General features: G+C 72.2%; 13 protein-coding genes and 1 pseudogene. 10 read left to right on the plus strand and 4 right to left on the minus strand.

Features of this window, described 5'->3' with window-relative positions; translation table 11 throughout:
- Nucleotides 1–118: 118 nt before the first annotated feature.
- From AC07DS_RS34675 to AC07DS_RS34695, 5 genes are all read left to right on the plus strand, one after another.
- Nucleotides 119–2,188, plus strand: a complete 2,070-nt coding sequence (locus AC07DS_RS34675; protein WP_479151836.1) for a SpoIIE family protein phosphatase — start codon at nt 119–121, stop codon at nt 2,186–2,188.
- Between the two features lie 209 nt (nt 2,189–2,397).
- Nucleotides 2,398–2,811, plus strand: a complete 414-nt coding sequence (locus tag AC07DS_RS34680) for a hypothetical protein (protein ID WP_479151838.1) — start codon at nt 2,398–2,400, stop codon at nt 2,809–2,811.
- Complete coding sequence (locus AC07DS_RS34685; RefSeq protein WP_479151840.1) at nt 2,808–3,461, plus strand: hypothetical protein; 654 nt, start codon at nt 2,808–2,810, stop codon at nt 3,459–3,461. Before AC07DS_RS34680 ends, AC07DS_RS34685 begins: the two co-directional genes overlap by 4 nt.
- Before the next feature lie 2 nt (nt 3,462–3,463).
- Nucleotides 3,464–8,242, plus strand: a complete 4,779-nt coding sequence (locus tag AC07DS_RS34690; protein WP_479151842.1) for a putative T7SS-secreted protein — start codon at nt 3,464–3,466, stop codon at nt 8,240–8,242.
- A 14-nt stretch (nt 8,243–8,256) separates the two neighbouring features.
- Nucleotides 8,257–9,015, plus strand: coding sequence for a hypothetical protein (locus AC07DS_RS34695; RefSeq protein WP_479151844.1), 759 nt, complete (start codon nt 8,257–8,259; stop codon nt 9,013–9,015).
- An 82-nt stretch (nt 9,016–9,097) separates the two neighbouring features.
- Here the strand turns inward: AC07DS_RS34695 and AC07DS_RS34700 are convergent, their stop codons facing one another.
- The gene (locus AC07DS_RS34700; RefSeq protein ID WP_479151846.1) at nt 9,098–9,721 is read right to left on the minus strand and encodes a TetR/AcrR family transcriptional regulator; all 624 of its coding nucleotides are present in this window, start codon (nt 9,719–9,721) and stop codon (nt 9,098–9,100) included.
- Between the two features lie 219 nt (nt 9,722–9,940).
- Between AC07DS_RS34700 and AC07DS_RS34705 the strand changes: the two genes are divergently transcribed.
- From AC07DS_RS34705 to AC07DS_RS34725, 5 genes and pseudogenes are all read left to right on the plus strand, one after another.
- Nucleotides 9,941–12,082 carry an MMPL family transporter gene (locus tag AC07DS_RS34705; RefSeq protein WP_479151848.1) on the plus strand — a complete coding sequence of 714 codons (2,142 nt, stop codon included), beginning with the start codon at nt 9,941–9,943 and terminating at the stop codon, nt 12,080–12,082.
- A gap of 46 nt (nt 12,083–12,128) precedes the next feature.
- On the plus strand, nt 12,129–12,848 hold the full coding sequence (locus tag AC07DS_RS34710; RefSeq protein ID WP_479151849.1) for an LmeA family phospholipid-binding protein: 720 nt from the start codon (nt 12,129–12,131) through the stop codon (nt 12,846–12,848).
- Between the two features lie 339 nt (nt 12,849–13,187).
- On the plus strand, nt 13,188–15,161 hold the full coding sequence (locus tag AC07DS_RS34715; protein WP_479151850.1) for a sensor histidine kinase: 1,974 nt from the start codon (nt 13,188–13,190) through the stop codon (nt 15,159–15,161).
- Nucleotides 15,158–15,583, plus strand: coding sequence for a roadblock/LC7 domain-containing protein (locus AC07DS_RS34720; protein ID WP_479151852.1), 426 nt, complete (start codon nt 15,158–15,160; stop codon nt 15,581–15,583). The genes AC07DS_RS34715 and AC07DS_RS34720 overlap by 4 nt, the downstream gene beginning before the upstream one ends.
- A 133-nt stretch (nt 15,584–15,716) precedes the next feature.
- Nucleotides 15,717–15,929 (plus strand): annotated as a pseudogene (locus AC07DS_RS34725) (AMP-binding enzyme); the annotation flags it as partial.
- Between the two features lie 4 nt (nt 15,930–15,933).
- Here the strand turns inward: AC07DS_RS34725 and AC07DS_RS34730 are convergent.
- From AC07DS_RS34730 to AC07DS_RS34740, 3 genes are all read right to left on the minus strand, one after another.
- Nucleotides 15,934–17,046, minus strand: coding sequence for an aminotransferase class V-fold PLP-dependent enzyme (locus AC07DS_RS34730; RefSeq protein WP_479151854.1), 1,113 nt, complete (start codon nt 17,044–17,046; stop codon nt 15,934–15,936).
- 132 nt (nt 17,047–17,178) lie between these two features.
- Nucleotides 17,179–18,516 carry a cytochrome P450 gene (locus AC07DS_RS34735; RefSeq protein WP_479151856.1) on the minus strand — a complete coding sequence of 446 codons (1,338 nt, stop codon included), beginning with the start codon at nt 18,514–18,516 and terminating at the stop codon, nt 17,179–17,181.
- A 184-nt stretch (nt 18,517–18,700) separates the two neighbouring features.
- Entirely contained in the window at nt 18,701–20,413 is a 1,713-nt protein-coding gene (locus AC07DS_RS34740) for an MFS transporter (RefSeq protein WP_479151858.1), read from the minus strand.
- Nucleotides 20,414–20,598 lie beyond the last annotated feature (185 nt).

The following is a 20,598-nucleotide window of genomic DNA, read 5'->3' on the forward strand; positions in this document are numbered from 1 at the left end:
GCACGCCGGCGGCGGCCACGAGGTGTGCGCTGCCCCGGTCCGGGTCGACCATGGACGAAGGCAGAACGCCCGCCGGTACGGCACGAGCCAAGGCGCCGAGCCGGAAGGAACATGAGGCATGGGCACGACGGACGCTTCCAGAGCAGACGAAGGCCGGCCGGTGGTCGGCCGTGCCGGGCCGCCCAGTGGCCTGCTCGATCTGCTCAGTGTCGCCGCCGTGGTGCTGAACGCGCAGGGCCAGGTGGTGTTCTGGAGCCCGAAGGCCGAGGAGCTGTTCGGCTACACCGCGGCGGAGGCGCTGGGCCGGAACGCGGCTCGGCTGACGGTCCACGAGGAGCAGCAGGACGAGGTGATCAAGCTGTTCGCCGAGATCATGGTGTCCGGCACCGACTGGGCCGGGGCCTTCCCGATCCGGCACAAGGACGGCAGCACCCGCCTCGTGGAGTTCCGCAACATGCGGCTGCTGGACGACCTCGGTGAGGTCTACGCCCTGGGTCTCGCCGCGGACCAGGCGACCGTCGAGCGGGTCGAGCGTGATGCCGCACTGGCCGTGCGTCTGGTGTCCCAGTCCCCGGTCGGGCTGGCCATTCTGGACCCGGACCTGCGGTACCTCGCCGTGAACCCCGCTCTCGAACGCATCACCGGTACGTCCGCCTCCGAGCGTCTCGGCAGGCGGGCCGGCGAGGTCCTGACCTACCTGGACACGGACCCCGAGGTACGGCTGCGCCGGGTCCTGGAGACGGGTGAGTCGGTCGTGGACCGGGACATCGTCTGCCGTCCCCCCGGCGACCCCGACCACGAGCATGCCTGGTCGGTCTCGTACTACCGGCTGGAGGACTCCGGCGGGCGGGTGCTGGGCCTGGCCTACTCCGTCATCGACGTCACCGAGCGTTATCGGGCTGCCGCGGAGGCGGCGCAGGCCCGGCAGCGGCTGGCCCATATCGCCAGGGCTTCCGCCTGCGTGGGCACCACCCTCGATCTGGAGACGACAGCGCGCGAGCTGGCCGACGTCGTCGTACCGGTCCTGGCCGATGTGGCAGCCGTGGACATACTCGACAGCGCCCTTGACGGCCGGACCGCGTCACACGAGGGTCCGGCCCTCTTCCGCGCCCTGGCCGTCAGGTCGGCCCACTCCTCCGAGGCGGTCCCGGCGGCCGACCCCCCGGGGGAACTCGCCTCCTACGACGACGACCGTCTGATCACCCAGTGCGTGCGCGCCCGTCGACCGGTTCTGGTGCCCCGCACCACCCCTCGGGATCTGGCGCGCATCGCCCGGGACGGTGAGGCCGCCACCCTCCTCGCGGAGGCCGGCGTGCACTCCTACCTGGCGGTACCGCTCATGGCCCGGGGCGAAGTCCTCGGCGCTCTCGACCTCAAGCGCACCCGGAACCCCGCACCCTTCGACGAGGACGACGCGTTCCTCGCCCGGGAGCTGGCGGCCCGGGCCGCGGTCTGCATCGACAACGCGCGCGGATACCAGGCCCAGCGCCATGCGGCCCTCACCCTCCAGCGCAGCATGCTTCCCGAGCCCCCGGCACACCTGCCCGGCCTGACGGTCGCCTGCCGCTACCAGCCCGCCGGCGCCATGAGCGAGGTCGGCGGCGACTGGTACGACGCCATACCCTGCCAGGGCGACCGGACGGCCCTGGTCGTCGGCGACGTCATGGGCAGCGGCATCAACGCCGCCGCCACCATGGGGCAACTCCGCAGCGCCGCCCGCGCCTTCGCCGAGGTCGCCCTGGCCCCCGCCGAGGCCCTGCGCCACCTGGATCACCTGACCGAAGGTGTCGAGCAGACCATCACGACCTGCATCTACTGCGTCTACGACCCGCACCGGGGCCAGTGCGAGATCTGCCTCGCCGGCCACCTTCCCCCGGTCCTGATGCGCGTCGGCCACGCGGCAGAGCTGCTCGACCTTCCCACCGGCGCACCGCTGGGTGTCGGCGGGGTGCCCTTCGAGTCCACCACCATCGCCTTCCGCCCCGGCGACGAACTGGCCCTCTACACCGACGGCCTGGTCGAGACCCGGAGCGAACCCATCGACGCCCGCCTGAACACCCTCCTCGACGCACTCACCGCGACGCGCGGCCAGGATCTGGAAGACACCTGCGACCGCATCCTGGAGATTCTGCGCTCGCCCGGCGGCGAGGACGACGTCGCGCTGCTCGTCGCCCGAGCCCAGCCCTGAACCGGCCGACGGCGCGTCAGGCCGCAGACGGCACAGGCTTCACCGTGCGGCACAGGACCGAATCCCGCGGCTGCAGCAGCGCTCCGCCCTCGCACGGCCCTGCGCTCGTGACGGTGACCGGCCCCGGCGAGCCCCCACGAGAACCATCAGCACCCGCACGCGCGTCCTGATCTGCGGTGCCATCAGTCACCTACGACCGGGGAGGAATCGTGCAGCAGCCGCGGACGGCGCTCGCCCAGCGCATAGCCGAGCGGAGAAGGGGTGACGACGATCCCCGTGCACTCGTCGGCGAGATGCGGCGCTCGGTCCTCCTGGTGCCGGTGGCCGGCGGAGGCCTCTGGTCGGTGCCTTCGGGCGGGGTGCGGTGGATCTGCGGGTTCACCGACGAGGCCGCGCTGGCCCGGTTCGCCCTGCACCACGGGCCCGGTGATCAGCCCATGGACTACGCGGCGCTGCTCGGTGCGCGCATCGTGGACGAGATCGTGCCCGCCCTGGGCGAGCCGGCCGGCCTCGCCGTCGACATCGCCACCGAGGACGGGTCGATGTTCTTCCCGCCGGTCGTCGGCATCGTTGCGGACGAGGTCGCCGTCGACACCGGTCGGGCGGGGGAGGTGCGGCCGTGAGCGGAGACGGAGCGGACCTCCAGCTCGACAAGGAATCCGTCGCCAAGTTCACCCAGGGCGTCGGTGCGACCATCGACCAGCTCGGTGAACTCGGCGGCGCCACCGGTTCGGTGATGGGAAAGGGTTTCTCGGAGCTGGCGATGACGGGGATGGAGGCCGGACACCACGGCCTCTCGGTCGACTTCGAGGACTTCTGCGAGCGCTGGGAGTGGGGCGTGCGCGCCCTGGTGCGGGACGCCAGCGAGATCGCGAACCGGCTCGGCCTGGCGGCGGGCACCCAGTGGGAGAACGACCAGTACATCGCGGGCTCGCTCAAGGTGGGCGCCAACTCCGTGTTCGGCGGGAACCCGCACGCCAGCGAGGAGGAGATCGCCAAGCAGGGCTGGGGCGACATCTTCACGCCCGACTATCTGCACCCGGACTGGAGCCCGGAGTCGTTCGACAAGGCCGGCCACGACATGTCGCAGACGTGGAAGGACACCGGCCGCTCCGTTCTCACCGAGGGGCAGGGCGGCCTGCAGTCGCAGATGCTCAACCAGGTCGCGGGCGTGTCCGACGACCAGTGGAACAAGGCGCTGGACGACACCTTCGGGCCGTCGCCGCAGGAGCGCGCGCAGCAGCAACAGCAGGGTGATTCCGGGGGGAACTGACAGTGGGTATCGGCGACTTCATCAGCGACATCACGCCCGACTCGGTCGAGGACGCGGTCGAGGACGGCGTCGAGTGGGTGGGCGACCGGGTCGAGGACGCGGGCAACTGGACCGCCGACCGGTTGCAGGACGTCGGCTGGAAGTCCGGCGCCGACTGGGTGCGCGAACAGTCCCGTTCGGTCGCCAACCGGCTGGGCGCCGAGGTCGACGAGATGGATCTCGGGCAGACCGAGGACAAGACCAAGCTGATCTACGGCAGTCCGAGCAAGATCAATTCCATCGCCGGGAAGCTCCGCGCCTTCCAGTCGTCGTTCGACGACACCGGCGACGGCCTCAAGGGCCTCGACTCGTCCCGGCTCAAGGGCGAGGCGGCAGACGCGCTGCGCACCGCGGTGAGCACCCAGCCGCCGAAGTGGTACAACGCCGCCGACTCCTGCGCGAAGGCGGTCGGCGCGCTCGAGTCGTTCGCCGACACCGTCACCTGGGCGCAGGGACGGGCGCAGACGGCGATCGACAAGTGGAAGGAGGGGGTCAAGGCGTCCGAGGACGCTGCCGACGCCCACCGCAAGAAGATCGACGACTACAACCGCGCCGTCGACCACTACAACGCCCAGCCCGCGGACAAGCGCGATCCGGCCTCGCTCCCTCCCAAGCCCGCACAGGCCTTCGACGACCCCGGCAAGACGCTGATGAAGGAGGCTCAGGACATCCTCGCCGAGGCCCGCAAGCAGCGGAACTCGGCGGCGGAGACCGCGAGCTCCGCGGTCCGCGCCGCCCGCGACATGGCGCCGAAGAAGCCGTCGTACTCCGAGCAGTTGCGCGACGGGTACGAAGAAGTGCAGATCATGCAGGACCACGTCGCCGGCGGTCTCATCAAGGGCACGGCCGGCATCGTGAACTTCGTCCGCAGTGTCGACCCCATGGACCCGTACAACCTCACGCACCCGGCCGAGTACGCGACGTCCCTCAACAGCCTGGCCGCGGGCCTGGTGGTGGCTGCCAACGACCCCGTGGGCGCCGGCACCCAGATGGTCAAGGACTTCATGAAGGACCCGTCCGAGGGCGTCGGCCGGCTGATCCCCGACCTGGTGCTGACCGTGGCCACCGACGGCGGCGGGGCCGCGGTGAAGGGAGCGCGCCTGGCCGAGGAGGCCTCCGACGCGTCCCGGGTGCGCAGGCTGGTGGACGACGCCGAGGACGGGGCGCACCGGCGTCCGGACGGTGAGCGCACCACCGACGGCTCCGACCCGGTGGACCTCGCCACGGGCCGGATGTTCCTGCCCCAGACCGACGTCGAGATCCCAGGCATCCTGCCGCTGGTCTTCACCCGCCGCACCGAGTCCGGCCTGGCGACCGGCCGCTTCCTGGGCCCGTCCTGGTCGTCCACGGTCGACGAGCGGCTGGCGATCGACGCGATCGGCGTCGTCCATGTCACCGCCGACGGCCTGCTGGTCACCTATCCGCATCCGGTACCCGGCGATCCCACCCGGCCACGGTCGGGCAGGGCCCGCACACTGCTCGCCCGTGACACCGACGGCGCGTACACGCTCACCGACCCCGACTCGGGCGTGGTCCGTCACTTCGCCGCCCCGGCGGGCGCCGAACCCGGCGGTGACGGAACCGCATGGCTGTCCGGCATCACCGAACGCAACGGTCACGGCATCACCGTCGACCGGGCCGAGGACGGGCTGCCGCTGGCCCTCGTCCACTCGGCGGGGCACCAGGTGAGGCTGACCACCGCCGACGGCCGGGTGACCGCGCTCTCCCTGGCCGGCGCGGCAGAGGGCGGCGCGGACCTGCCACTGATGGGTTACGGCTACGAGGACGGCGACCTCACCACCGTGACCAGGCCGTCCGGCGCCGCCACCACCTTCCGCTACGACGAGCGCCACCGGGTCGTCGCCTGGATCGACTCCAACGGACGCCGCTACGACTACGTCTACGACGACCAGGACCGGGTCGTCGCCGAGGGCGGCGAGGCCGGCCACGTCCAGATCACCCTGGCGTACACCGAACCGGACGCCACGACCGGCCACCGGACGACCGTCCTGACCACAGCCGACGGCCGGGCCACCCGGCACCTGATCGGCCCGGGCTGCCACATCCTCGCCACGACCGACGCACTCGGCGCCACCACCCGGTTCCGCCACGACAGGAGCGGCAACCTGCTGTCCCGTACCGACCCGCTCGGCGCCACCACCGCCCTGACGTACGACGAGCAGGGCCGGCTGGTCTCGGCCGTCCGTCCGGACGGCTCCGAACTGCGCATCGTGCGCGGGCCGTCGGGCCTGCCGATGGAGGTCGTGGGACCGGACGGCGCCCGCACGACGTACACGTACGACGAGCGCGGCAACCGTACGGCGGTCACCGACCCGGCCGGTCACACCACCCACTGCGCCTACGACGACGCAGGCCGGCTCACCTCCGTCACCGACGCGCTCGGGGACACGACCCGCGTGGAGTGCGACGCGGCGGGGCTCGTCGTGGCGGTGACCGACCCGTCCGGCGCCACCACCCGCACCGAGCGGAACGGGCTCGGCCGCCCGGTCCGCGTCACCGACCCGACGGGCGGGGCCACCCGGCTCGCCTGGCACGCGGACGGGTGGCTCGCCCGGCGCACCGGCCCGGGCGGCGCCACCGAATCATGGACCTACGACGGCGAGGGCAACTGCCTGACCCACACCGACGCCGCCGGCGGCGTGTCGAGCTACGAGTACACCCACTTCGACCTCCCGCTCGCCACCGCCCGGCCCGACGGCGGCCGCCACGAGTTCGAGCACGACAACGACCTGCGCCTCACCAGGGTCACCAACCCGCAGGGGCTGACGTGGAGTTACGAGTACGACGCGGTCGGCAACATCGTGTCCGAGACCGACTTCGACGGGCGCACCCTGACCTACCGGGTGGACCCCGCGGGCCGGCTCACCGAGCGGGCCGACGCCCTCGGCGGGACCATCTCCTTCGAGCGCGACCCGCTCGGCCAGGTGCTCCGCAAGAACGTCGACGGGCGGGTGACGACCTACGCGTACGACCGGGCGGGCCGCCTCCTGGAGGCGGTCGGACCGGACAGCGAACTGCGCTACCAGTACGACCGCCGCGGCCAGGTCAAGACCGAGCTGGTGGACGGCCAACCGCTGGTCCACTCCTACGACGCCCTGGGGCGGCGTGTCCGCCGGACGACACCCACCGGCCATGTCACGTCCTACGCCTACGCCTCCGACGGGCTTCCCCTGCGGCTCACTACGGGTGGCCGCCGGGTCGACTTCACCCACGACGCCGCCGGCCGCGAGCTGGCCCGCGTCTTCGGGGACGCGCTCACCATGACGTCGGCCTGGGACGAGGCCGGACGGCTCTCCGCGCAGCACGTCACCGCCGGGGCCCGGGCCGTCAACAGCCGTGCCTACGCCTACCGCGCCGACGGGCACCTGCTGTCCCTCGCCGACCGGCTGGCCGGCACCCGCACCTTCGATCTGGACCCGATGGGCCGGGTCACCGCCGTACACGCCCCGGGCTGGACGGAGCGGTACGCGTACGACGACACGGGCAACCAGACCTCGGCGTCCTGGCCGGACCGGCATCCCGGCAGCGAGGCGACGGGGGAGCGCGCCTACAGCGGCACGAGCATCACCCGCGCCGGAGGCGTCCGCTTCGAGCACGACGCCCTCGGCCGGGTCACCCTGCGGCAGAAGACCCGGCTGTCCCGAAAGCCCGACAGCTGGCGCTACGAGTGGGACACGGAGAGCCGCCTCACCTCCGTCACCACCCCCGACGGGACCCGGTGGCGCTACCGCTACGACCCCCTCGGCCGGCGCACCGCCAAGCAGCGCCTGGCTGCCGACGGCGAGAGCGTGGCCGAGGAGGTCCGTTTCACCTGGGACGGCCTCACCCTGTGCGAGCAGACCAGCCACCGGCCGGACGCCCCGCACACGGTCGCCCTCACCTGGGACCACCGGGACGTCGTGCCCCTGGCCCAGACCGAGCGCATCCTGACGGCCGACAACAGCCAGTCGGAGATCGACCGGCGCTTCTTCGCCATCGCCACCGACCTCGTCGGCACGCCGACCGAACTCATCGACGAGACGGGCGACATCGCCTGGCGCACCCGGAGCACGCTCTGGGGCACCACGGCCTGGTCCCGGGACAGTGGCGCCTATACCCCGCTGCGGTTCCCCGGCCAGTACTACGACCCCGAGACCGGTCTCCACTACAACTGCTTCCGCCACTACGACCCCGAGACCGGCCGTTACACCTCCCCGGACCCGCTGGGTCTGGCCCCCGCGCCGAATCCCGTGGGCTATGTCGCCAACCCGTTCGCGGGGTGCGACCCGCTGGGCCTGATGCCCAAGTACACGAAGGAGGAGAAGGCACAGCAGGCCAGGGAGAAGGCCGTCAAGACCGCGGACGACGTCATCGAGCGGGCGCAGGGCGGCCGGATGCGCAAGGACGGCGGCTATCACGCGGACACCCGGCACGAGTTCACCGACGAGCGCGTGCTGGAGATCCTGAAGAACCCGGACGCGGTGTACCACTCCTCGGCGGGCAGCGGGAACCTGATCTTCCGTCAGGGCGACGACGTCGTGATCGCCCGGGGCGGCGGCGCCGGAGCCGGCAACGTCGTCACCGCGTACGGTCCCTCGGGCATCAAGGGGACCTCCGGGGCGGAGGCACTCGGTGGCCTGCCCACCGATCCCGGTGGGCCGATCACCCACGCGGACGTCGTGGAGGGCAGGATTCCGGGCAAGAACGGCGGCTACATGGCTCCGGCGGAGCAGATCAGATGATGAGGCAGGACGATATGAAGATCACGCTCGACGACGACTGGACCGCGACGGTGACGGGTGAACCCCTGTCCGTCACCCCGGGCTTCGACTTCTCGAGCCCCGGTGTGCACCTCGCGCCGTACGCGAGCCGGGAGGAACGCGAGCGCTTCCTCCTGGACACCTTCGGCAGCCAGGAGTGGCTGTGGGACACCCCGGACACGCTCGGGTTCGACCGGGCGAGCCGGGAGCTGGTCGGAGCCGAGTTCCGGCTGCCGCACGAGTCCGCCTCCGCCGAGGACTGTGCCCGCCTCCTCTCCGCACCGCCCGTCCTCCCGGGCGGGCTGCGCGCGGACGAGGAGCGGAACTGCCGTCTGGAGGTGACCTCGGTGCTGTGCCGAGCGCCCGGGGACGCCGTACTGACCTCACTGCGTGACCTCGACGTCCTCGACGAACCGCTGGAGGGCCGCATCGGCATCGCCCAGGACCTGGCGCTCCTGGTCCAGCACGGCACCGTCGTCGGCTGGAGCCTCACCGATCCGGCGCGCTATCTGACGACCGCATACGCCGCCCCCGACCCCGCCCCGCCGTCCCCGGCCACCCGCCGGCTGCTCAGTGCCTGCCTCGACCTGATCACCGACCCGCTGCTCGACGAAGTGCAGGACCGCGAACCGGCCGCCCTGGACCGGCTCCGGGAGACCCACGAGGCTCTGCGCGCCCAGCAGGAGGACCGGCATCGCGCCGACGCCCTGCTCTCGCTCATCGGCAATCTGGTGGAGGACTACGGGGACAGGTGATGATCGGCCGGGGAGGCCGAGGCGCACCCGGTGCCGCGGGCCGTCGCGTGCGCCACCGCCTCCTGCGGCGTTCCGCCCGTCGTCACAGACGCTCGGCAGAGCCGATCTCGCGCAGCATGCCGAAGGCTCGCAGGAGGGGCGCCGGGCCCGTGTCCGTGATGCCGGACGCGCGGCGTGCCCGGCGGGTCCGCAGGACGGCACGCACCGCGGAGAGAGCGGCGCAGGCGATCACGGCCGCCTTGAGGTCGGCGTCCGGGGTGTCCGGCGGCAGTCTGCGCCGGACCAGGACGGTGAGCCGCTCCTCGAAGTCGGAGAAGGCCTGCACCAGGCGGGCCGTGACGACGACTTCCATGTCCTCGAGCGGGTGGCTGAGGGCGGTCAGGGTGGAGGCCGCGAACGGTTTGGCCGCCTCCAGCAGGGCGTTGCACACCGCGTCGAGAGGCTCCTCGTCCGCCGGACGCTCCGACAGGGCGTTCTCCACGTAGGCGAAGATCTCGACGCCGTCCGGCAGCAGCAGTGCTTCCTTGCTGTCGAAATAGCGGAAGAACGTGCGCGCGGAGACGTTCGCGTATGCGGCGATGTCCGCAACCGTCGTGGCCTCGAAGCCGCGTTCCTTGAACAGGCGTGCGGCCCCTTCGAGGAGCAGGCGCCGCGTCTCCTCCTTCTTGCGTTCACGCAGTCCAGCAGGGGTGATCTCACTCGGCATGGGTCGAAGCCTCCGCCATGGTGTCGTGGCTGTCAATTGGCACGCGTGTCACGCGAGAGCTGTCGCAGACGCAAAGTGTCATGGATGCCAATTGTCATACGTGCCACTTCTTCTCTAGAGTTCGTGTCACTCGTGACACTTTCCTTGGAGACCACGGTGCCCCGACCCTCACAACACCCCACGGCGCCGGCCGACGCCCGCACCGATACGCGTCCGCCGGTGAACCCCGACCCGGTACCCGGCGGACTCGGCCGCCTCGGCCGTTTCTGCGCCCGGCATCCGGCCACGGTCGTCGCCGCCTGGCTGCTGGTCCTCGTCGCCGCCCTGGTCGGGCGGCACCTCGCCGCGCCCACCTTCAGCGACCAGGTCAGCCTGCCCGGCACCGCATCCCACACCGGAGCCGACCTCCTGGCCGCCTCCATGCCCGAAGCGGGCCGGCCCAGCGGCAAGGTCGTCTTCCACGCGGACTCCGGCACCGTGGCCGGCCGGCGGTCCGCCCTCGGCCGAACCCTGGCCGACCTGCGCGACCTGCCCCACGTCACCGCCGCTTCCGCACTCGTGACCAGCGACGACGGACGCACGGCGTACACCACCGTCTCCTTCGACCAGCAGCTGAAGAACCTCGGCCACGACTACACCGGGCGACTCGACACGGCGACGGAGCCCGCCCGGGCGGCAGGGCTGGACGTCGCCTACGGAGGCGACCTCGAACAGGTGGTCCGGGAACCGGCCGACGACAAGCTGAGCGAGGGCGTGGGCGTCGTCACCGCCCTGGTCATCCTGCTGCTGACCTTCGGCAGCGTCCTCGCCGCGTTGCTGCCGCTGGCCACCGCGCTGATCAGCGTCGGAGTCGGCCTCGGCGTCGTGGGCATCGTCGCCGCCACGCTGTCGTTCGCGACCTCCGCCACGACGCTCGCCGGCATGATCGGCCTGGGCGTCGGGATCGACTACGCCCTGTTCCTGACGACGCGCTTCCGCCAGGACCTCATGGACGGACGCGATCCGGTCGACGCCGCGGCCCGCACGGCACACACCAGCGGACGCGCCGTTCTCATCGCCGCCCTGACCGTGGCCGTCGCCATGCTGAGCCTGTACGCGTGCGGACTGAGCTTCATCGGCAAGATAGGGCTGGCGGCCACCCTCGCCGTGATCGTGACCGCCGCTGCCGCCCTCACCCTGGTCCCGGCGGCCCTGGGCCTGGTCGGCAGGCACATCGACCGGCTCCGACTGCGCCGCCCCGTCGCCGAGAGCGGGGGAGCCCGCGACGGCTGGCACCGCTACGCCGAACTCGTCTCCCGGCGCCCGTGGACCTTCCTGGCCATCGGCCTCGCCGTCCTCGGCGTGTGCTCCGTACCGCTGCTGTCCATGCGCCTCGGCCACGTCGACGCCGGTGCGGACCGACCAGGCAGCAGCACCCGCACCGCGTACGACTGGATCGCGCACGCCGACGGGCAGGGCTTCGGAGCGGGGGCGAACGGCCCGGTCGTCACCGTGGTCGACGTGAGCCACGCGAGCACGCCCGTCGACCGGATCTCGAACGACGTGACCGCGGCGCTGAACGACACCCACGGCGTGGCGTCCTTCACCCCCCTCAGGGCGAGCGCCGACGGAAAGATCCTCGTCACCACGGTCACCCCGACCACGGGCCCACAGGACGCCGCGACCGGCGCCCTGCTGGACACCCTCTCCGGGCGAACCCTGCCGAAGGCCCTCGACGGCACGGGCGCCGCGGCCTCTCTCACCGGCTCCGTGGCCGGCCAGGCCGACTTCCGCGACACGGTCGGCGAGCGGCTGCCGATCGTCATCGGCATCGTCCTGGTCCTCGCCTTCCTGTTGCTCATGACCGTCTTCCGCAGCGTGGTGATTCCGCTCAAGGCCGTCGTCCTCAACCTCCTCACCACGGCCGCGTCCTACGGCGTCCTCGTCGCCGTCTTCCAATGGGGCTGGGGCGACTCACTGCTGGGACTGTCCGAGCCGGTGCCGATCGAGTCGTACGTGCCGATGATGATGTTCGCGATCGTCTTCGGGCTGTCCATGGACTACGAGATCTTCCTGCTGTCCCGGATCGCCGAGGCCTGGCATCGCACCGGTGACAACCGGCTCGCCGTGGGGGAGGGACTGTCCGCGACGGCCCGCGTGATCTCCGCCGCGGCCTTCATCATGACCGCGGTGTTCCTGTCCTTCACCTCCTCGCCGACCGTGGTCGTGAAGATGCTCGCCCTGGGGCTCGCGATCAGCGTGATCGTCGACGCCACGGTGGTCCGCCTGATCCTCGTGCCGTCCGCCATGTTTCTCATGGGCAGGGCGAACTGGTGGCTGCCCCGCGGGCTCGACCGGGTCCTCCCGCGCCTGCACGCCTGATCATCCCGTCCCTCCGCCCACCGACCGATTCGGAGCAAGTGAGCTCGTGACCCGCATCCTTCGGAACAAGCCCCGCATCCTCGCCGCGATCGGCGCGGCACTGATCGCCCTGGTCTGCACGACCGATCTCCTGGTCGAGCACCGGACCGAGGAGCGGATCGACATCCAGGCGTCGCGCCGGCTGAAGCCGCAAGGCCCGGTGCACGCCGACCTCACCACGCCGCTCGCGGGGCTGCGCACCCTCGGCGGGGAGATCGGCGACGTCGAGCTGAGCGCCAGGGGCGTACACCGCCAGCACGCGGTGATGGATGTGAACGTCCGCCTGAAGGACGTCACGACGGACGGCGACAGCGCCGGCGGCACCGGGACCGCCACCGTCGGATACGACCAGGTGGCCCGTCGCATGGGCGCACTGGGGGACGGTCTGACAGCCGGTGGCCAGGACGGCGATCTGATCCTCGGCGGGAGCGTCGGCCGCCTCGGGCTCCCGGTCACCGTACGGGCCGAGGTGTCCACGACCCCGGACGCCTTCACCGTCACGCCCACGACGGTGACCGTTCTCGGCCGCAGCATGGCGGTCGACGACCTCGACGCCCTGCCGGCCGCCTCCGGGCTGCGGGACAAGCTCGAACCCCGGACCGTGGCCGTCACCGGACTGCCCCATGGCGTCGCACTGACCTCGGCGCGCGCCACCGACGACGGCCTCGTGCTCGCCTTCTCGATCGCGGCGGGCCCGACACCGGGCGCAGGCGGGGGAGCCGCCTGACGGTCCGAACGGCCGCACGCCCGGAGCCCCGCCGCCCGTCGCCGTCCGTGCCGTGCCGGACGCGGTCACACCCTCCTCGCCCGCCGTGTGAGGGTGGCGCAACCGAACTTCCCCTGCGGCCTTACGGATCGGAAACCGCCCGGGCCGGCGGTCGGGCTAGCTTCATGACGTATGAGGGTGTGGGAGCCGTTACGGCCACTGCTCGGCAGGCTCGGTGCAGTCCGCAAGGGCCGTTCGTACAAGCGGAGTTCGGGCAGGAGCAGTTCAGGGAGCCGCCACCGCGGCCGAACCGGTCCGGGCCGGCGGCCGCTGCCCGGCTGGCGCAGCATCAGGGGCCGGGTGGCGGTGGTCATCACGGTCCCGATCTGCCTGCTGCTGGCGGTGGCGGGTCTCGCCGTGCACGACCGCGTCCAGGACCTCGACGCTGCCCGGACGACCCGTACCGAGGTCGGTCTCAGCCTGCGGATCCAGGCCCTGGTGCACCAGCTGCAACGCGAACGCGGCCTGACCAACGGCCTGTTGGGGGGTGAGAAGGCGTTCCGGCCCGCGCTGGACGCCACGCGCACGCGCGTGGCGTCGTCACTGCGCGCAATGCGGGGTGACAGCGTCGTCGAGGGTGTCGTCCGGCGGAATCTGGGGCGGCTCGCCGACATCCGTGCCGCTGCCGACCGGGGCACCGCCGACAGGGCGGCGACCCTCACCTTCTACACCGACGCGATCGACGCCCTCGATGCCGTCGACCCGGTCACGGAGACCGCGACACGCGCCGACCGCCGACTGAGCGACGGGCTCGCGGCACTGCGGGAGCTGGCCGCGGCCGAGGAGTCCGTCGCTCTCGAACGCGGACTCCTCAACGGCGTGTTCGCCGAAGGAGCCTTCCACGGCCGCGAGTACCTCACCTTCACCGAGGTGCGCGCCACCCGCGTCGCCGCCCTGGCCCGCTTCCGGCACGTCGCCACTGCACCTCAACGCGCCGCCCTGGAACGGGCCTTCGCGACGGCGGACGCCCGACGCGCCATCACCTACGAGAACCGGGCGGACGCCGCCCCCGACGGTTCCGCACTGCGCGCCGACCCCGGCACCTGGTGGAACGCGATGACCGTGCTCGTCGACGACCTGTACGCCGTCCAGCTGTCGGTCGGCCACGACGTACGGGACCGGGCCGACCGGCTCAGCCACGACGCCGGGACGGGCCTCGCCGTCTGCCTCGGCGCGGGGACGCTCGTGGCCGCCCTGCTCGCGGGCCTCGCCGCCTTCGCCTCCCGCTCCCTCACACGCCCGCTCGGCGCGCTCACCGCGACCGCCCACGACGTGGCACGGCACCGACTGCCCGCGACCGTCGCCCGTATCCAGCAGGCCCCGCAGGATCACCTGGAGCCCCTCCTGACGGCGGACGGCCCCGACCACCGCGATGCGCGGCTGCTCGGCGGCACGACGGAGATCACCGAGGTCGCAGCCTCCCTGCACCAGGTGGAGCGCACCGCTCTCCACCTCGCGGCCCAGCAGGCCGGCCTGCGCCGCAACACCACCGAGTCGCTCGCCAATCTCGGCCGGCGCAACCAGAACCTCGTGCGCCGGCAGCTCGCCCTCATCACCCGACTTGAACGGCAGGAACTCGACCCGGACGCCCTCGCCGAGCTGTTCGAGCTCGACCACCTCGCCACCCGTATGCGGCGCAACGCCGAGAACCTGCTGGTCCTGGCCGGGCAGAATCCGCCGCGGCCCACGGCGGCACCGGCCGACGGTCTGGAAGTCGTCCAGTCCGCCGTCGCCGAGGTGGAGCAGTACCGGCGGGTGCTGATCGCGCCGGTGGAGCCGGTGCGGGTGCGCGGACACGCCGTCGCCGATGTCGTGCATCTCCTTGCCGAACTCATCGAGAACGGGCTGATGTTCTCGCCGCCGGCCGAACCCGTCGAGGTGCACGGCTGGTACGACACCGAGGACGACACGTACTGCTTCGCCGTCGTCGACCACGGCGTCGGCATGTCCGAAGCCGACAAGGAACGCGCCCACACCCGCTTCGCCGGCTCCGGGGAGGAGGCCCTCCTCGCCGCGCCCACCCGGTTCCTCGGCCACCTCGTCGTCGGCCGACTCGCCCACCGCCTCGGTGAAGGCACCCAGGTCCACCTCTTCGACACCACCGGCGGCGGTCTGTCCGCACTCCTCGCCCTCCCCGGGCGTCTGCTCGCCCCCGCGAAGGATTCCGCCGCCTCCGCCCGGCCCGCCCGGCCCGCCGTCTCCTCCCTGCTCAACGGCTTCAGAGCAGGTGTCGCCCGTGGCGAGGCCCGCACCACTCAAGGAGCTTCATCATGACCACCGCCGTCCAGAGCTTCGGCTGGCTCATCTCGCAGTTCGTCCGCACCGCCGACGGCGTCACCGATGCCGTCGCCGTCTCCTCCGACGGCCTGCTCATGGCCGCCTCGGACAGCCTCGGCCGAGACCGGGCCGACCACCTCGCCGCCGTCGTCTCCGGCATCACCAGCCTCGCCCAGAACGCGGCGACGGCGCACGGCTTCCACGGCATGAAACTCGTCATGATCGAGATGCTCGGCGGCTTCCTCCTGGTCGGGCGCATCCGCGACGGAAGCTGCCTCGGCGTCCTGGCGGCCGAAGGGTGCGACGTCGGTCTGGTCGGTTACGAAATGGCCGTCCTCGCCGACCGCGCCGGTGAACTGCTCACCCCGCAGCTGGTACGCGAACTCCACTCCGCGCCCATGGCCGCGGGACAGATGTAGCCGGCGGCGGCCGCCATCTGGAGCAGGCCGCGTCCGGTGGGGAACACCGGTTCGGCGCGGCGGTCCGCGGGGTCGTCGGCCACTGTGCCGGGTCACCGGACGTTTTTGTCCGACCGGGCCTGGTCGCTCGCTCCGGTCGGCAGAAGACGTGCTGTACGAGCACCCCGCGGTCGCCGACGCCGCGGTCGTTCTCGAACCGGGTGCCCGGGCGACACCCGACGAGCTGCGCGAGTACGTCAGACGTCAGGTCGCCGCCTACAAGTACCCGCGGAGGGTGTGGATCGCCGATGCACTGCCCGAGGGACCCACCGGCAAGATCCTCAAGAGGGAGATCGTCCCGCCGGCCGGGGTCAGTTCCGCAGCGACGACAGCGCGGCAGCGACCCGATCGGACGCCTCCGGCGGGGTCGAGGCGTGCGGGGAGAGCCTGAGCGAGCCGGTGCGCACCGTCGGAGTGACACCCTCGGCATGCAGGGACTTCGCGACGAGGGACGGATCGTGGTCCGGCATCGTGAAGGAGAGGACGCCCGCGCGCCGCGCCGGGTCGGTGGGGGAGAGGACCTGGCCGCCGTGCTCCCGGACGACATCGGTGAGTTCGGCGATCCGCGCGGCGATCGCGGCCTCGATCGCCGTGACGGTGTGCCGCTCGACGAGGTCCAGCGCGGCCGCGAACGAGGCGGCCGTCACCGGGCTGAGATTGGTGATCGACCACCGCCGCGCGTCCGGGGCGGGCGGGTGCTCCGCTCCGTCGAAGAGGCCGACGTCCTCGACGCCCGTCCATCCGGTGAGTACCGGCTCCAGGGATTCCAGCGCGCGATCGGACAGCGTCGCGAAGCCGGTGGCCCATCCCGCGCGCAGCCACTTCTGACCGCCCGCGACCAGCACGTCGGCCGCGTCCCAGGGCATCACGGCCACGCCGAACGCCTGGATGGCGTCCACGATCAGCAGCCGGTCCGGTCCGATCGCCTCGCGCAGGGCCGCCAGGTCGGCACGGAAGCCGGAGCGGAAGTCGACGGCGCTGACGGACACGGCCACGACGTCGTCGGTCAGCGCGGCGCGGACCAGGTCGGGGGTGACCCCGCCGCCGGGCGCCGGGTCGAGCCAGCGCGGCGTGGCCCGGCCCAGGTCCGCCGTGCGGCGCCACGGATAGTGGTTGGCCGGGAAGTCGGTGCGCGGCGCCAGGACCACACCGTCCCGGATGCCGAGGGCGGCGTGGAACAGACCGGTGGACGCGTTGGGGAGCAGCACGGTGTGCCGGGCGTCCGTGCCCGCGAGCCGGGCGGCAGTGTCCCGGGCGACTCCTTCCGCGCCCATCAGCGTGTCAACGGTGGTGTGGTCGGCGCCGGCGGACTCCTCCATGGCGCGCGCGGTGGCGGCCACGGCGTCCCGCGACGGCGGACCGAACCGTGCGAAGTCGAGATACCCGGCGGGCGTGTCGAAGTGGGCTGCGTACGACGTGAGCACGGGGCTCGTCCTTTCGGGACGGTGCGGGTGGGGCGGTGGGGGGCGCCGCCGAAGTCGTAGCGTAGATCGCCCGGGTTCGCCGGGTGAACGCGGGCCGACCCGATCCCGAACCCTCCGGGCCGCCGGGAGGCGTCAGGCGCCCGGAGCTTCCAGCGTCGCCGGGGTGGGGCCGTCGGGGCGGACGGTGATGCCGTACGCCGCCTTCGTGGGGACGGAGGAGAAGGCCGGGATGTGGGCCGGGAGCAGGTGTTCCAGCAGGATGGTCGTCTCACGGAGCGCGAACTGCAGGCCGAGGCAGGCGCGGGCGCCGATGCCGAAGGGGAAGTAGGCGCCCGGGTGGGCGGGGCGCCCGTCCGATGTGAGGAAGCGCCGGGGGTCGAAGCGCTCGGGATCCGGCCACAGTCCGGGATCGCGGTGCGTGAGGTAGGGGCAGGTCAGGATGTCGGTGCCTGCCTCGACCGCGTAGCCGGCGAGGGTGTCGTCCTCGGTGGCGTGGCGGGGCAGGATCCAGGCGGAGGGGTAGAGCCGGAGCGTCTCGTGAACCAGGGCCTGGATGGCCTGGCGGCGTTGTGCCGAGCCTTCGGCGCCGGCGGCGAGAACCTGTTCGCGGGTGGCGGGGTGCCGGTCGAGGAGCAGGTAGAGCCACGTCAGGGTGCTCGCCGTGGTCTCGTGCCCGGCCACGAGCAGCGTGACCAGCTCGTCGCGGATCAGCCGGTCGGTGTACTCGGGGCGCTCGGCGGAGGCCTCGACCAGGACGTGCAGCAGGCCCGGGCCGTCGGGGCCGGCCGCCCCGTCGCGGGCGGCCTCGATGGCGTGCCGGGCGACCGCGTCGATCCTGGCGAGATCGGCGGCGACGGCGCCCTCGGCGTCGGTGGCACCGGCGGGCAGCGTCGGAAGGGCGGCCGCCACGGCCGCGACGGCGGCCAGTTCGTGCTCGGTTCCGTCGTCGAGAGGGTGCCCGGTGAGTGAGCGCCAGATGGCGTCCAGGGCGAAGCGGCGCATCTCCCGGGCGACATCGATGGTCTGCCCCGTACGGGCGTAGCCGTTCCAGCGCCCGGCTGTGGTCCGGGCGGCCCCGACGATCCGCTGTTCGTAGCGGCGCATCCCGGTGCCGGTGAACTGGGACTGCAACAGGCGGCGTTGCTGCTTCCACGCCGTACCCGTGGCGGCGAGGACGCCGTCGCCGATCAGCAGGCGGGCGCGGTGGGAGCGCTTGACGTACCGGTCCGGGTGCCGGGCGAGTACGTGCTGGACCGCCTCCGGGTCGGTGACCAGAACCGTGGGCGTGGGTGCCGGCCCGAGACGGAACGCGGCGACCCCGCCCAACCGCTCCCGCACCTGGGCCAGCAGGCCGACCAGTTCGCCGCCCTCCGAACGCCACCGCTCCACGAGCCCGGGCTCGGCTTCGGGAACCGGCCGTCCTGTTCCGGGAAGGCGGGGAAGGGTGTCGGGACTGGCTTCGGTGTCCATGGTTCCTCTCCTGGTCAACCGATGGGCGTGGTCGCGATGGAGCGCCGGCACCACGGACTGTACGGGAGCGGGCGCATCCGGTGACAGGCCGTCTCCGTGTGGCCGCCTCGGAAACGGGACGGCCGCCGGGCACCCCAAGGAGGGGGCCGGCGGCCGTACTTCGTTGTGCGTACGCGGCCGGGGCTCAGTGCCCGGCAGAGCCCTCGGGGCGTGCGTGGCGGGGCAGGAGGAACGCGAGCAGGAAGGTCAGGGCGAGCATGCCGTCCACGATCCACAGCACCGTCTGCATGACGGATCCGAAGCCGCTCTGGAAGGCCGACGACGCGGTGGACTTGAGCGCCGCCGGTATCCGGGCCCCGGCCTGCGGCGAGGTCACGGCGGACCGGGTGTCCTTCTCCAGCCGCGTGCAGGACGCCGGGGTCGCAGCGGGATCCTTGGCGACGGCGCGGTCCGAGGCGCAGGCGCGCAGGTCCGTCACGATGCGGTCCCGAGCGGCGGGCGCGACGTGCGCGGCGGCCAACTGGCCCCGCAGACTGCCCGAGTGGTGGTCCACGGCGGAGGCGATCCCGCCGCCCAGCAGGCCGAAGAACACGGTGCCGAGGATGGCTACGCCGAAGGCGCCGCCGAGCTGCTGCATCGCGGTCATCGTGCCGGACGCCGAACCCGTCTCGTGCTGCTCGACACTGGCGAGCACGATGTCGAAGAACGGTGCCATGAGCAGGCCCATGCCGATGCCGGTGACGAGCAGGGAGGGCAGGAGCTGCCAGGGGCCGACACCGCTGCCGACCATGTCGAGGGTCAGCCACACGCCGAACACACCGAGCGCCATGACCAGCGTGCCGGCCTGCAGTACGGCCCGCCCGAACCGGGCGACCCCCTGGGCGATCCCGAAGCCGACGATCATGCCGCCGGACCAGGGCACCATCACCAGGCCGGCCTTGAGCGGCGAATAGCCGAGGCCGATCTGGGTGTAGAGGTTGAAGACCAGCATGAAGCCCTGCATGGTCGAGAAGAAGACCAGCCCGAGGGCCATGCCGCCGCTGAACCCGCGCTTGCGGAACAGGCTGGGGACGACCAGCGGGTCCCGGCCGTCCTTGCTGCGGCGCGACTCGTACTTGGCGAAGAAGGCGAACACGGCCACCGAGGCGCCCATCATCACGAACGTCCACACGGGCCAGTCGTACTCACGGCCCTGGACCAGCGGGAAGATGATGAGCAGTGCGGCCAGCGAGACCAGGAGCATGCCGGCGATGTCGAGGCGCGGCTTGGTCCCGGAGCGGCCCCGCGGCAGATAGCGCAGGGCACCGAGGAAGGCCGCGGCACCCAGCGGCAGGTTGATCAGGAAGATCATCCGCCAGCCGGTGCCGAAGTAGTCGGCGTCCACCAGCCAGCCCGCCAGGATCGGCCCGCACACCGCGGACAGTCCCATGACCGGGCCGAACATGCCGAAGGCCTTCTGCGACTCCTTCGGCGGGAACATCTCCTTGATCATGCCGAGGCCCTGCGGCAGCATCACCGCGCCGAACAGGCCCTGGACGACGCGTGCGCCGATCAGCATCTCGGGCGACACGGATATCGCGCACAGCAGCGAGCCCAGGGTGAAGCCGGCGGCTCCCACCAGGAACATCCGGCGGCGCCCGTGAATGTCGCCGAGCCGCCCTCCGGTGACGAGGCCGACGGCCATCGAGAGCGTGTACGCGGCGGCGAGCCACTGCAGGGTGGAGGCGCCGCCGCCCAGGTCGGCCCGCATGGAGGGGCCGGCGATGTTCGTGACGACTGCGTCGAGGAGATCCATCACCTCGGCCGCGAGGATCACGAAGAGCGCAGCCCAGCGCCACCGGTAGGGCGCTGGCGAGTCGGTGGGCGTCTCGGTGGACGCGACACCGGTGGTGGACATCGGAACTCCTCGCACATGGGCCGCGCCGCGGTGAGGTCCGCGGGCGCGGTGGGACGGATGGATGTGACTGCCCGGTGCGCTGGTGCTGGTACGCCCCGGGGAGACGGGTGACCGGACGCGCGGCAGAACACTGTTCACACTAACAGAACAGTGCTCACCGAGAGAACGGCGTTCATTAAGATATA

This window comes from Streptomyces sp. NPDC044064, assembly GCF_056434245.1.

Coding starts and splice junctions, on each gene's coding strand:
- AC07DS_RS34675 (WP_479151836.1), top strand. CDS start 119: ATGGGCACGACGGACGCTTCCAGAGCAGACGAAGGCCGGCCGGTGGTC.
- AC07DS_RS34695 (WP_479151844.1), top strand. CDS start 8,257: ATGAAGATCACGCTCGACGACGACTGGACCGCGACGGTGACGGGTGAA.
- AC07DS_RS34700 (WP_479151846.1), bottom strand. CDS start 9,721: ATGCCGAGTGAGATCACCCCTGCTGGACTGCGTGAACGCAAGAAGGAG.
- AC07DS_RS34720 (WP_479151852.1), top strand. CDS start 15,158: ATGACCACCGCCGTCCAGAGCTTCGGCTGGCTCATCTCGCAGTTCGTC.
- AC07DS_RS34735 (WP_479151856.1), bottom strand. CDS start 18,516: ATGGACACCGAAGCCAGTCCCGACACCCTTCCCCGCCTTCCCGGAACA.
- AC07DS_RS34740 (WP_479151858.1), bottom strand. CDS start 20,413: ATGTCCACCACCGGTGTCGCGTCCACCGAGACGCCCACCGACTCGCCA.